Origin of the sequence: Acidovorax sp., from assembly GCF_034519795.1 — a bacterium.
In the GTDB taxonomy this organism is placed as follows: domain Bacteria; phylum Pseudomonadota; class Gammaproteobacteria; order Burkholderiales; family Burkholderiaceae_C; genus Acidovorax.
Genome location: NZ_JAXHOB010000020.1, coordinates 233589 through 247018, shown reverse-complemented (window position 1 = coordinate 247018; position 13430 = coordinate 233589). Strand labels below are relative to the sequence as shown.

10 protein-coding genes are annotated in these 13430 nt (G+C 70.5%); 3 read left to right on the top strand and 7 right to left on the bottom strand.

Features of this window, described 5'->3' with window-relative positions:
* The first annotated feature begins 7 nt into the window (after nt 1-7).
* Nucleotides 8-1714: an ABC-F family ATP-binding cassette domain-containing protein gene (locus tag U5N23_RS22400; protein ID WP_322594936.1), complete on the top strand. Its 1707-nt coding sequence runs from the start codon at nt 8-10 to the stop codon at nt 1712-1714.
* A gap of 60 nt (nt 1715-1774) precedes the next feature.
* On the opposite strand, the gene U5N23_RS22395 is transcribed toward U5N23_RS22400, so the two are convergent.
* The 7 genes from U5N23_RS22395 to hemC form a co-directional block, all read right to left on the bottom strand.
* Complete coding sequence (locus U5N23_RS22395) at nt 1775-2359, bottom strand: YceI family protein (protein WP_322594935.1); 585 nt, start codon at nt 2357-2359, stop codon at nt 1775-1777.
* Between the two features lie 68 nt (nt 2360-2427).
* Entirely contained in the window at nt 2428-3000 is a 573-nt protein-coding gene (locus U5N23_RS22390; RefSeq protein ID WP_322594934.1) for a YceI family protein, read from the bottom strand.
* A 48-nt stretch (nt 3001-3048) separates the two neighbouring features.
* Nucleotides 3049-3624: a cytochrome b gene (locus tag U5N23_RS22385; protein WP_322594933.1), complete on the bottom strand. Its 576-nt coding sequence runs from the start codon at nt 3622-3624 to the stop codon at nt 3049-3051.
* Nucleotides 3625-3938: 314 nt separating this feature from the next.
* A complete protein-coding gene (locus U5N23_RS22380; RefSeq protein WP_322594932.1) occupies nt 3939-5216 on the bottom strand; it encodes a heme biosynthesis HemY N-terminal domain-containing protein in 1278 nt (425 codons plus the stop codon).
* A 14-nt stretch (nt 5217-5230) separates the two neighbouring features.
* Nucleotides 5231-6307 (bottom strand): uroporphyrinogen-III C-methyltransferase, encoded by a 1077-nt coding sequence (locus tag U5N23_RS22375; RefSeq protein WP_322594931.1) that lies wholly within the window; start codon nt 6305-6307, stop codon nt 5231-5233.
* Nucleotides 6304-7107: a uroporphyrinogen-III synthase gene (locus U5N23_RS22370; protein WP_322594930.1), complete on the bottom strand. Its 804-nt coding sequence runs from the start codon at nt 7105-7107 to the stop codon at nt 6304-6306. The genes U5N23_RS22375 and U5N23_RS22370 overlap by 4 nt, the downstream gene beginning before the upstream one ends.
* A gap of 165 nt (nt 7108-7272) precedes the next feature.
* Nucleotides 7273-8196, bottom strand: coding sequence for a hydroxymethylbilane synthase (gene hemC / locus U5N23_RS22365; RefSeq protein ID WP_322594929.1), 924 nt, complete (start codon nt 8194-8196; stop codon nt 7273-7275).
* Between the two features lie 112 nt (nt 8197-8308).
* Here hemC and ppc point away from each other — a divergent pair, with 112 nt between their 5' ends.
* Together ppc and U5N23_RS22355 are read left to right on the top strand one after the other, a co-directional pair.
* On the top strand, nt 8309-11098 hold the full coding sequence (gene ppc, locus U5N23_RS22360) for a phosphoenolpyruvate carboxylase (RefSeq protein WP_322594928.1): 2790 nt from the start codon (nt 8309-8311) through the stop codon (nt 11096-11098).
* 165 nt (nt 11099-11263) lie between these two features.
* Nucleotides 11264-13285, top strand: a complete 2022-nt coding sequence (locus U5N23_RS22355; protein WP_322595551.1) for an EAL domain-containing protein — start codon at nt 11264-11266, stop codon at nt 13283-13285.
* Nucleotides 13286-13430 lie beyond the last annotated feature (145 nt).

The following is a 13430-nucleotide window of genomic DNA, read 5'->3' as shown; positions in this document are numbered from 1 at the left end:
TTCAGGTATGGCGACGACCAATCATTCGGGCCAGCGCGCCCGTGGCGGCAGCAAGGCGGCTGCCGCTTCTGTTCCCCTTTCTTCTTTCTCTTCTTCTCTTTCGCTCCAGTTCCAGGGCGTTGTCTGGGCGCTGCCCGATGGGCAGCCCTTGTGGAGCCAGCCCCTGGACATGGCCCTGGGCGCCGGGTCCACCGGCATCGTGGGCGCCAACGGCGTGGGCAAGAGCGTGTTCCTGCAACTGCTGCTGGGCCGGCTGCAGCCCACCACGGGCACGGTGCTGCGCAGCGCACGCCTGCATGCCGTGGCCCAGGAGGTGCAGGTCACCCCCGGCAGCACGGTGGCCGACCTCGCGGGCCTGGCACCCGTGCTGCGCGCGCTGGCGCGCCTGCAGGCGGGCCAGGGCACGCCCGAAGACCTGCTGCAGGCCGATGGCCAGTGGGACCTGCCCGCGCGCTGGCAGCGCGCGCTGCAGGCGCTGGGCCTGGGGCATCTGCCTGCCGACGGCGGTGCGGAACGCCTGAGCGGCGGCGAGCGCATGCGCGTGGCGCTGGCCGGGGCTTTCGTCAGCGACGCCCAGGTGCTGGTGCTCGACGAGCCCACCAACCACCTGGACCGCAGTGCACGGCGCTGGCTGCTGGACCAACTGGCGGCACGGCGGGGCGGCACGCTCGTGGCCAGCCATGACCGGGAACTGCTGGGCGTGGTGGATGCCATCGTGGAACTGTCGCCCGCCGGGCTGCGGCGCTATGGCGGGAACTGGGCCTTGTATGCGGCGCAACGGGACCAGGAGCGGGCCGCAGCGCAGGCCGCTCTCGACCATGCACGCACCGAGCGCGAACGGGGCCGCAGGGCGCTGCAGCGTGAGCATGACGCGCAGCAGCGCCGCACCGCGCAGGGACGCCAGGTGGGGCGCACAGCCAACCTGGCCGCTATCCTGCTGGGCCGCATGAAGAACAGTGCCGAAGCCCAGGCCGGGCGCGAGCACGAGCGCCAGCAGGAGGCGCGCGAGAAGCTGGATGCAGCCGTGCGCGATGCCGCCCGCCAGGCGCCGCAGCAGGCACCCGTGGCACTGGCCCTGCCCGGCAGCAGCGTGCCCGCCGGCAAGCAGGTGCTGGCGCTGGAGCAGGTGCGGGCGCCCTTTGCACCGCAGGCCCTGCCCGCCCTCGATGGGGTCTGGTGCGGCCCGGTGCGCATTGCCATCACCGGGCCCAACGGCTGCGGCAAGAGCACCTTGCTGCGCCTGGTGGCCGGGCAGGTGGCGCCGGTGGCCGGCCGTGTGGTGCGCGGCGTGCGCGCGGCCTGGCTGGACCAGCACAACGCCGCGCTGCTGCCGCCGCACGCGAGCGTGCTGCAGCGCCTGGCCGAACTGGGCTCGCTCCTGCCCGAGGCCACGCTGCGCACGCGCCTGGCGCAACTGGGCCTGGATGCAGACCGCGTGCAGCGGCCCGCCGGGGTGCTCAGCGGTGGCGAGCGCATCAAGGCCGCGCTGGCCTGCGCCCTGTGGTGCGGCGAGCCGGCGCAGATGCTGCTGCTGGACGAGCCGACCAACCACCTGGACCTGGCCTCGGTGGAGGCCTTGCAGGCGGCGCTGCAGGGCTTCACCGGTGCGCTGCTGGTGGTGTCGCACGACCAGCATTTCCTGGCGGCGCTGGCGCCCACGCATGTCTGGGCATGGCATGCCGAAGGCTGGCGGCTCGATGCACGCCCGGCATGAAAAAAGCCACCCGTGGCCGTGCCGCGGGTGGCTTGTGCGGACCAGAAGGTTCGTTGTGGATTACTGCTTGATGGCTTCGATCTGCACCACCAGGCGCACGTTCTTGGGGAAGCCGTATTGCACGCCGTAGTCCAGGCCCCATTGGGTGCGGTCGATGGTGGCTTCGAAGTCGCCGCCGCAGACTTCACGCTTGAGCATGGGGCTTTGGTAGCAGTTGAACTGCGTGGCCTTCAGGGTCACGGGCAGGGTCTTGTCCAGCAGCGTCAGCTGGCCGGCCACTTCGCTGACCTTGTCGCCGTTGAAGCTGAACTTGTCGGACACGAACTTGATCGTGGGGTACTTGGCCGCGTTGAAGATGTCGGGGCTTTGCAGGTGCTTGTCGAACGCAGGCGTGCCGGAGTTGATCGACGTGGTGTCCACGGTGATCTCCACCTTGCCGGTCTTGCCGGCGCGGTCGAACTGCACAGTGCCTTCCTTCTTGTCGAAGCGGCCGCGGTTGGTCGTGGCGCCGAAGTGGCTGATCTCGAACGTCACGAAGGTGTGCGTCGGATCGATGGCGTAGGCGGCGCTCTGGGCCTGGGCTGCGCCCGTGGACAGGACGGCGGCTGCAGCCAGGGCGAGCAGGGCGAACGAAGACTTGCGCATGTAAACAACTCCTGAAAAAGGAAGGGTCAAGGGAACAGGGAACGCGGAAAAGGGAGAGCGCGGGGCGATCAGAGCTTGCCCACACCGGTGAGGGCCAGCTTGAACTTGACGGTCACGTCGTCGGCCACCATGGAGGTGTCGGCCCATTCGTTCTCACCGATCTTGAAGGCCAGGCGCTTGATGGGCAGGGTGCCGGTGGCCGTGGTGGTGGCGCCGCTCTGGGCGAGTGCCACGGGCACGACCACGTTCTGCGCATTGCCCTTGATGGTGAGCTTGCCGGCCACTTCGAACTTGCCGCCGCCCAGCGCCTTGATGGTGGTGGATTCGAACGCGGCCTGCGGGAACTTGGGCACGTTGAACCAGGTGGGCTTGGGCAGCTCGGCATCGGTCTCGCGCGAGCCCAGCGTGGCGCTGCCGGTGTCCACGGTGAAGCTGATCTTGCTGGTCTCGGGCTTGGCCGGGTCGAACGCCACCTTGGCATCGAACTTCTTGAAATGGCCTTCGAGCGGCACACCCATCTGGCGCGCGGTGAACTGCACCTCGCTCTGTGCGGGGACCAGTTGCTGCTGGGCGAAGGCGGACGGTGCGGCCAGCACGGCGGCAGCCAGCACGAGGCCCGAGGCGAAGGAAGATGCTTGCATGAAGGCTCCTGAAAAATCGGTGCGGAAGAACAAGGAAGAGAGGTCAGGTCAGCGCGGGCCGGGCAGCATGCGGCCGATCAGGCCGTCCCGGTCGACGAACTGGTGCTTGAGCGCAGCGGCCACGTGCAGCACCACCAGGCCCGCCATGGCGAAGGCGGTGTACTGGTGCCAGGGCTTGATGGCTTCGGCCAGCTCCTTGCTCACGGGCACGAAGTCGGGCAACTGCCACAGGCCGAGGAAGACGATGGGGAAACCCGCCGCCGAGCTGTAGGCCCAGCCGATCAGCGGCACGGCCAGGAACAGCGCGTACAGCAGGCCGTGCGTGGCATGGTGCGCCAGCGCCTGCCAGCGCGGCATGGCCTGCACCATGGCAGCCGGCAGGGCCGGCGGGCGGTGCGTCAGGCGCCAGAGGATGCGCAGCACCGACAGCGTGAGGATGGTGACCCCGGCCCACTTGTGCCAGTTGTAGAGTTTGAGGCGCGCTGGTGAGAAGGGCAGGCTGGTCATGTACAGGCCGACGCAGAAGGCACCGATCAGGGCCAGGCCCAGCACCCAGTGCATCAGCATGGCGGTGCGGGTGTAGCGGGCCGGTCGGCTGGTGGAGGGCGGTGTGGAGGTGGGCATCGTGGGTGAGTCGGCGGTGGGGTGGCAGGGCAGGGGTGGGCAGCAGGCAGGTGCTTGGAGCAGGTTTTTTCAGGCCGGCGCATCCGTCGCTGCCCCGCACGCCGCACCCTGTGCCGTGTGCACAAGGCTCCGCGATGAGCGCAGTGTAGGAAGCTGCCAGCGCCTTCGGCTTCAGCAGGATTGATGCTTCAGTTCAAAAAAACTGAATTGATAGGGGGCGAGCGCTCAAAGTTCCCTCTTGTTCCGCAAAAGGTGGGCGCAGAGGGATGGCCGGTAGATGGCCGGGGGATGGGCGGACAGCCCCGCCTGCCTGGTCAGCGGGCGAGTGCGGCTTTTTTCCAGGCCTCGGCGGCGGCGGCCTCGTCGTCGCGCTGCTCGGCCAGTTCCGCCAGGTGGCGCCAGGCGCTGGCGCGCAGGCTGGCGTCGGCGAGCTGGTGGGCCGCCTGGGTGAGCAACTGCTGGGCCTTGCCCCAGAGCTGGCGCTTGAGGCAGGCCATGCCCGCCAGGTACTGCAGGCGCGCATCGCGCGGGTTGGCCTGCTGGGCCGCTTCGATGCGTGCCAGCCAGGGCGCGTCCACGGCGTCCAGGCCCGATTCGAGCGCGCGCACCAGCTTGAGCGCATGGTGTTCGGCCAGCGCATCGGGCAGCTCCACCATGCGTTCCCACACCGGCAGCAGCCAGGCGCGCACCTGCGTGGCGTCGCCGCCGAGGGCAGCCATGCGCTGCGCGGCCTGGATGGCCAGCTCGGGCATGTTGCGCTCGGCGGTCTCCAGGTCGTCCCACACGCGGCGCAGCTGCGCCGTGTCGTGGGCGCTCTGGATGAGTTCGGTGGCCAGGCCGCGCACGATGCTCTGTGCCGCTGCGGGTGAGAAGGCGCGGTGCTTGGCCAGCAGGCGGGCCGTGTCCAGCGCCTCCTGCGTGCGGCGCGCCAGCCGCGTGGCCTTGAGCTTGATGCGCAGCGCCAGGGTGCGGCGTGCGGCGCCCTGGGGCAGGGCGGCCAGCCATTCGAGGGTGGCATCGGCGTCGCGGTCGTCCAGCGTCCAGCGCGCGGCGCGCATCTGGGCGCCTTCGCGCAGTTCCAGCTCCAGCGCCGTGCCGCGCGCGGGCGCGTCTTCCAGCGCGCGCTGCAGGTGGCTGTCGCGCGTGGCGGAGTCCTGCAGGGCGTGCGAGCCCTCGGCCGCCACCAGGTGGGCCAGCGAGCGCAGCTGGTGGCTGTGCGGCACCGACTCGCCAGCGGCTGCCAGGGCGTTTTCCTGGGCCAGTGCGGCCACGGCGGCCTTGCGCGAGCGGATGAAGCGCCCGCCCAGCAGGTGCGTCATGGCGTCGAGCAGCGCGCTGTGCATGGCGCGTTCTTTCTGCTGCACGCGCCAGCGGCGCGCCTGGTGCGGCAGTTCCAGCAGGGCCGCCAGGGCCCGCAGGGCGGCATGCACGGTGACGAAACCGCCGACGAGCAGCAGCACCACCATGTTCAGCGACAGATCGACGCGGTAGGGCGGCCAGTAGAGCGTGATGGTGCCCTGGTTGTTGCCCGCGAACAGCGCGGCCGCGACGGCCACGCCGAACAACGCCAGGAGCCAGAGTGCTGCGCGCATGCGTGCTGCCCCTCTCAGCGCCCCGCAGCGGCCGTGGCCAGTGCGGAGAGGGTTTCATCCAGGCGCGGCAGTTCGGCCGCCTTCATGCCGGCCTGGGCCTGCTGCAGGGTGGTGGCGGCTGCCTGGGTGCGGCGCGAGGCCGGGTCGAAATACTTGTTGAGCGCCGTGGTCGCCGCGGCCAGGTCGGCGCGGGCCGAGTCGAACTGGCGCGCCAGCACGCCCAGGCGGGCATTGAGCAGCTTGAGCTTGAGGTTTTCGCGCAGGAAGAAGGTCTGCTCGGGGGCGAGCAAAATGGCCTCGGGGTTGTCCACCCGGCTCACGCGCACCAGGCTGCGGGCTTCGTCGCGCACCACCTCCCAGCTGCGCTGCAGGGTGGCCCGCCACCAGGGCAACTCGGCACCCGGCGCGGTGCCGGCCGGTGCGGCCGATGGGGTGGACGAACCCAGGCGCCGGGTGGCCGCAGCCTGGGCCACGGCATTGAGCACGGGCAGTTCGTCCACCTGGCGGACCAGGTCGTCCAGGCGGGCCAGCAGGCCGGCGGTGTCGGTCACCTGGGCGCGGTTGATGCGCTCGATGTCACGGCCGATGGCGCGCTGCACCGGCGTCAGGCGCGGCTGCGCGGCGCGCTCGATGCGCTGGTCGGCCGTCTTGAGCGCGGCCAGCAGCGGCTCCAGGCTGCCGGTGAGCTGGGCCTGCTGCTGTGCCAGGCGAAGGGCGGATTCGATGTCCACCACCAGGTTTTCGTCGCGCGAACGCGACAGGCTCTGCATCAATTCTTCGAGCTGGCTGCGCTGCAGCGCCACTTCGCTGACGCGGGCTTCGGCCACCGAGAGGCGGGCGGCGGTCTCGCGCACCAACTCCTCGGCCTGGCGCGCCATGGTGCGTGCCTCGATGGCCAGCGCCCCGGAATCGGCCGACTGGCGCGCCAACTGCTCCTGGATCACGCTCAGCTTTTGCCACAGCAGGCCACTGCTGGCCACGGCGGCCACGGCCAGCACACCCACCAGCAGGGTGGGCAGGCTGCTGCCACGAGGCGAGGCGGGAGTGGAGGGGGCTGCGGCGGGCAGGTCGTTGGGGGGCGCGGAACTCATGGGGCCGATTCTATCGAGGCCACCACGTCTTCCAGCGCCGGCCGACACTCCCTTACATGGCCAAAGCCCATGGCGTGGGCGGTCTGGGCGATGCGCGGGTGGGTGGCCAGGGCCCGTGCAGCCGTCCAGGACCGGCCGGGCAGGGCGTCGGCCAGGTTTGCCACCGCCTCGGAGCTGCTCAGCAGCCACAGGGAGCCGTCGTGGGCGGCCACCTCTGCCAGCGCGGTCTGCTCGGGGGTGAAGCGGGGCGCGCCGCGCTCGTAGGCCACGGCCCAGTCCACCTGGCCGCCTGCGGCCTGCACATGGCGCGCCAGCCAGTCGCGGCCCGAACCCTCGGCGGATTCATGCACCCCGGCCGAGCGGCCACGCACGATGAGCACGCGGTCCCCGGCTCGGATCTGGGGCGCCACCTGCTGCCACAGCGATTCGGAGTCGAACTGCGCGGCATCGGCGGCGGGGCCGTCGATGGCGGCGGGCGCTACGCCCAACTGCGTGAGGGCACGCGCCGTGCCCGGGCCTGGGGCCCATGCACGGGTATCGGATGGCAGGGGCGGGGCTCCGTGCAGGAAATGCAGCACTGCATTGCTGCTCACGAACATCAGCGCACGGTAGCCGGGGGCCTGGGCCAGCCGTGCGCGGGCTTCGGCCAGGGCCTGCACGGCCTGTGGGTCGGTGCAGGGGCCGATGGCGATCAGGGGCAGGGCCGTGGCGGCCAGGCCGAGCGCGGTGAGCTGCTCCACCCACTGGGCCGCCTCGCGCTCGGGCCGCGTGACGATCACCCGGGGCGCCGTGGCGGCCATGTCAGCGGACCATAGCGCTGCGCACCACCCGCAGCCCATGAAACTGTCGCCGCGCAAGCCAGCACCCCCGCGCAAGGGCCGCCCCGCCGCGCTGGGGGTGTCCCCCTCCCGCGTCGCGCAGCGAGGCGAGAGAGGGGGAAGGCGCGAAGCGACTCAGGGGGTGCTTCATCCTGCACCGCCTGCGCGCAGGCTGCGGGCGATTTCGTCACCCAGCGCCTCGGCCTGGGCCAGGGTGGCCACAGGGGCGCTGGCATGGGCGCGCACCAGCGGCGCATGGGCGCTTTCGGGGTCGCCCCAGGCGGCATCGAGCTGCAGCGTGCCGTCGGCGCCCAGGGTTCCGTGCGCTGCCAGCGGCATGGAGCAGCTGCCGCCCATGGCCCGGCTCACGGCGCGCTCGGCGGCCACCGTGAGCCAGGTGGGCTGGTGCGCCAGCGGCGCCAGCGCGGCGATCAGGTCCTGCCGCTCGCTGCGCACCTCGATGCCCAGGGCACCCTGGCCGGCTGCGGGCAGCATGGTGGTGGCTTCGAATGCGACGCGGATGCGGGATGCGAGCCCCAGGCGCTTGAGGCCGGCGGCCGCCAGCACGATGGCGTCGTACTGGCCTTCGTCGAGCTTGCGCAGGCGCGTATCGAGGTTGCCGCGCAGGGGTTCGATGCGCAGGTCGGGCCGCAGCGCCTGCAGCAGCACCTGGCGGCGCAGGCTGGAGGTGCCCACCACCGCGCCCTGGGGCAGTTCGTCCAGGGATGCGTAGCGGGGGGAGACGAAGGCATCGCGCGGGTCCTCGCGCTCCATCACGCAGGCCAGGGCAAAGCCCTCGGGCAGCTCCATGGGCACGTCCTTGAGCGAATGCACGGCGATGTGCGCGCGGCCTTCTTCGAGCGCGACTTCGAGCTCCTTGACGAACAGGCCCTTGCCGCCCACCTTGGACAGCGATTTGTCCAGGATCTGGTCGCCCTTGGTGGTCATGCCCAGCAGCTGTACGGTGTGGCCGCGCGCCTGCAGCAGGGCCTGCACATGCTCGGCCTGCCAGAGGGCCAGGCGGCTTTCGCGCGTGGCGATCACGATGGGATGGGGCAAATGGCGGCTCAAGTTCGTAACCTGTTTGTAATTATTCAGGGGCGGGCGATGCTAGCATGCGCCCGCACTGGTGGTTTTCAGGGTACGCCTGTGGGCCGCCACCCCCCATCCCGGAGACCCTCGCATGAAACGATCCGACAAGGACCAGCCCCTGATTGACGACATCCGCCTGCTCGGCCGCATTCTGGGGGACGTGATCCGGGACCAGGAGGGCGTGGCCGCCTATGAGCTGGTGGAGCAGGTGCGCAAGCTCTCTGTCGCCTTCCGCCGCGACGCGGACCAGGAGGCCGACCGCGCGCTCAAGAAGCTGCTCAAGTCCCTCTCGGGCGACCAGACGGTGAGCGTGATCCGCGCCTTCACCTACTTCAGCCACCTGGCCAACCTGGCCGAGGACCGCCACCACATCCGCCGCCGCGCCGTGCACGAGCGCGCGGGCGACACCCAGGAGGGCAGCATCGAAGTCGCCCTGTCGCGCCTGCGCTGGGCCGGCATCGCGCCCAAGACCATCTCGCAGACCCTGGCCGGCAGCTATGTGGCGCCGGTGCTCACGGCCCACCCGACCGAGGTGCAGCGCAAGAGCATTCTCGACGCCGAGCGTGACATCGCCCAACTGCTGGCCGCGCGCGACGACATCCAGGTGCGTGCCCAGCTGTACAACACCGCCAAGGACGCGCTCACCCCGCGCGAGCTGGCCGCCAACGAGGCCCAGCTGCGCGCCCGCGTGGCCCAGCTGTGGCAGACGCGCCTCTTGCGCTACAGCAAGCTGACCGTGGCCGACGAGATCGAGAACGCGCTGTCGTACTACGAAGCCACCTTTCTGCGCGAGATCCCCAAGATCTACGCCGACCTGGAGGCCGAGCTCGGCCAGTACCCCGTGCACAGCTTTTTGCGCATGGGCCAGTGGATCGGCGGCGACCGCGACGGCAACCCCAACGTGACCGCGCAGACCTTGCAGTACGCGCTGGGCCGCCAGGCCGAGGTGGCGCTGCGCCACTACCTGACCGAGGTGCACTACCTGGGCGGCGAGCTGTCCCTGTCGGCCCGCCTGGTGCAGGTGTCGGCCGAGATGGAGGCCCTGGCCGCGCGCTCGCCCGACACCAACGAGCACCGCCAGGACGAGCCCTATCGCCGCGCCCTGACTGGCGTGTACGCGCGCCTGGCCGCGTCGCTCAAGGAGCTGACCGGCGGCGAGGCCGCGCGCCATGCCGTGGCCCCGCAGAACCCCTACGTGAGCGCCGAGGCCTTCCTGGCGGACCTGCGCGTGATCGAGGCGTCGCTCAAGTCGCACCACGGCGAAGCCCTGGCCGCCGAGCGCCTGCACCCGCTGATCCGTGCCGTCGAGGTGTTCGGTTTCCACCTGGCCACGGTGGACCTGCGCCAGAGCTCCGACAAGCACGAAGAAGTGGTGGCCGAGCTGCTGGCCACGGCCCGCATCGAGACGGCGTACTCCGCGCTGTCCGAGGCCGACAAGCGTGCCCTGCTGCTGCGCCTGCTCAACGACGCGCGCCCGCTGCGCGTGGTGGGCGCCAGCTACTCGGACCACGCCCGGGGCGAACTGGCCATCTTCGAGGCGGCCCTGGTCATGCGCCAGCGCTATGGCCACCAGGCCATCCGCCACTACATCATCAGCCACACCGAGACGGTGAGCGACCTGCTCGAAGTGCTGCTGCTGCAAAAGGAGGTCGGGCTGATGCGCGGCACGCTGGACGGCGATGCGCGCAACGACCTCATCGTCGTGCCGCTGTTCGAGACCATCGAAGACCTGCGCAACGCCGCGCCCATCATGCGCGAGTTCTACGCCCTGCCCGGCGTGGCGGGCCTGGTGCACCGCAGCGGCAGCGAGCAGGACATCATGCTCGGCTACTCCGACAGCAACAAGGACGGCGGCATCTTCACCAGCAACTGGGAGCTGTACCGTGCCGAGATCGCGCTGGTGGAGCTGTTCGACGAACTGGCCACCAACCACGGCATCCAGCTGCGCATGTTCCATGGCCGCGGCGGCACCGTGGGCCGCGGCGGCGGCCCGAGCTACCAGGCCATCCTGGCCCAGCCGCCCGGCACCGTGCGCGGCCAGATCCGCCTCACGGAGCAGGGCGAGGTCATCGCCTCCAAGTACGCCAACCCCGAGATCGGCCGGCGCAACCTCGAAACCCTGGTCGCCGCCACACTCGAAGCCACGTTGCTGCAGCCCACCAAGCCGGCCACCAAGGCCTTCCTGGAGGCGGCTGCACAGCTCTCGCTGGCCAGCATGGGCGCCTACCGCGCGCTGGTGTACGAGACCCCGGGCTTCACCGAGTATTTCTTCAACTCCACGCCGATCCGCGAGATCGCCGAGCTCAACATCGGCTCGCGCCCCGCGTCGCGCAAGGCCAGCCAGAAGATCGAGGACCTGCGCGCCATCCCCTGGGGCTTCAGCTGGGGCCAGTGCCGCCTCACGCTGCCGGGCTGGTTCGGTTTCGGCGCCGCGGTCGACGCCTTCGTGAATGCCGAGGGCAAGGATCCGAAGGCGCAACTGGCGCTGCTGCAGAAGATGTACCGCCAGTGGCCGTTCTTTCGCACCCTGCTGTCCAACATGGACATGGTGCTGGCCAAGAGCGACCTGGCCCTGGCCTCGCGCTACAGCGAGCTCGTCACCGACGCGCGCCTGCGCAAGAAGGTCTTCACGTCCATCGAGACCGAGTGGCACCGCACGGCCGAGGCGCTCACGCGCATCACCGGCGACAAGCAGCGCCTGACGCACAACGCGGCCCTGGCGCGCTCCATCAAGCACCGCTTCCCCTACATCGACCCGCTGCACCATTTGCAGGTCGAGCTGGTGCGCCGCTGGCGCGCAGGGCAGGGGGACGAGCGCGTGCAGACCGGTATCCACATCTCCATCAACGGGATCGCGGCGGGGCTGCGCAACACGGGCTGAGTGGTCGGGCTGGGCGGGTTCAGCCGCTTTGCCATCCTGGTGTCCGCCTGCTAGCATGGGCCTGACCGCAGTGCGCGGCAGGGAGGGCATGGTGTGGGCATTGGTATCGCGGCCCTGAAGGTGCGGCTGTCGCTGCGGCTGCAGGCGGTCGCGCGCGCCGACTCCATGCGCGCCATCCGCGAGGGACTGCTGTGGGTGCTGCCCTGCCTCATGGTGTCGGCGGTGTTCCTGGTGTCGTCGGTGCTCACGCGCATGCTGGGCCTGCCCACGCAGACCACGGATCTGCTGGCCGGCCTGCATGCCGAGATCAGCCGCATCCTGCCGCTGCTGATCGCGGCCTCCATCGGCTACATGCTGGCCATCCGCCACAGCCTGCCGCGCCTGCCCGTGGCCTTCCTGTGTTTTGTGTACGTGGCGCTGGCGGCCTACCTGCTGCGCGGGCACCCGCGTGCCGCCGCCACGCTGGTGCTGTTCATCGCCATCGCCTCGCCCATCATCAACGTGCCCCTCATGGCCCGGCTGATGCGGGTGCGCTGGCTGCAGCTGTCGCGCGGCTCGCTGGTCAGCGACAACGTGGAAGATGCCATGAACATGGTGTTGCCCGGCGTGCTCACGGCCGGATTGCTGGTCGTGGTGCTGACGCTGCTGCAGCAGTGGTCGGGCCTGGCGCACTGGAGCCTGCCCCTGGATGTGGTGGACCCGGACCGGCCCTACCTGAATGCCGTGGCGATCACGGGGATGAATTCTCTGCTGTGGTTCTTCGGCATCCATGGCTACCATGCCTTGCAGCCCCTGTTCCAGGTGCTGGAGCTGGCCGTGGGGTGGAATGCCATCGAGGTGCTGGCGGACCAGCCACCGCCCTACGCGCTCAACGCCGGCCTGCTCGGGGCCTTCGCCTTCATCGGCGGTGCCGGTGGCACCCTGTCGCTGGTGGTGGCCGTGCTCTGGCGTGCGCGCAGTCCCGGCCTGCGCCTGCTGGCCCTGGCCAGCCTGCCCATGGCCCTGCTGAACGTGAATGAACTGCTGCTGTTCGGCATTCCACTGATACTGAATCCGCGCCTGCTGCTCCCCTTCATCCTCGTGCCGGCCGTCAACGCCTGCCTGGCGCTCGGCGCGGTGCAGGCGGGCTGGGTGCCTGTGGCCACGATGGCGATGCCGCTGAATGCCCCCGTCCTCTTCAACGCCTATGCCAGCACCCAGGGCTCCTGGCCGGCGGTGGTGCTGCAGCTGGCACTGGTGCTGCTGGGCGCCTGCATCTACGCACCGGCGGTGCGGGCGCTGGAGCGCCACAACGCCACCACGGTGCACCTGCCGGGGCTGGACACCACGTTCTCGCGCCTGCAGGAGCAGGGCCGCCTGTATGCCAGCGACCCGGTGGTCCTGGCGCAGCAGCGGCAGGCCGGCCGCGAGGAACTGCTGGCCCAGGTGCGCCGCATGGGCGAGTACGAGTTCTTCCTGGAGTACCAGCCCCAGGTGTCGCCACGCACGGGCGAGTGCGTGGGCTGCGAAGCCCTGCTGCGGGCCCGCGATGCCACGGGCCGCACGCAGTCTCCGGGGGCGTTCCTGGCCTGGCTGACCGAGGCCGGGCTCATGAAGGATGTCGATCTGTGGGTGGCCGACGCGGCCCTGCAGCAGTACCGCCGCTGGCGCAGCGCGGGCTTCGAGTTGCCCATCTCCATCAACGTCACGGGGCCCACGCTCATGTCGGCCGCGCACTGCCAGCGGCTGGTGGCGTTGATCGCGCCTGCCGGCGGCTGCATCAGCGTCGAGCTCACCGAGGATGCTCTGGCCGCCGACGTGGGCCAGATGCGCGACGCCATCGCCCGCATCCACGCCGTGGGTGCCCAGGTGGCCATCGACGACTTCGGCACCGGCTATTCCTCGCTCAGCTACCTGCACGCCTTTGCGGTGGACACCATCAAGATCGACCGCAGCTTCGTGGTGGCCAGCGCCGATGCCCGGGGGGCTCGCCTGCTGCAGGGTCTGCTGCATTTCTGCCAGAGCCTGGAGGTGGCCATCGTGGTGGAGGGGGTGGAGACGCAGGCGCAATTGCAGGTACTGCCCGCAGACATGGACCTGCAGGTGCAGGGCTGGTACTACGGCCGCGCGATGGCGGCCGACGATCTGCCGGCCTTCGTGCAGCGCTGCGCGGCCGGGGCGGCTGCCGCGCAGGAGGTCGCTGGATAAGGTCTTCTATCCGTTGTCCATGGCGCTGTGCACAACCCGCATCGCATGAAACTGGCGTGGCGCAGGCCAGCGCCCCCGTGCAAGGGCCGCCACCCCGCGTAGGCGGCGCTTCGCTTGCGTGCACCGGGGGCGTCCCCCTCCCGAC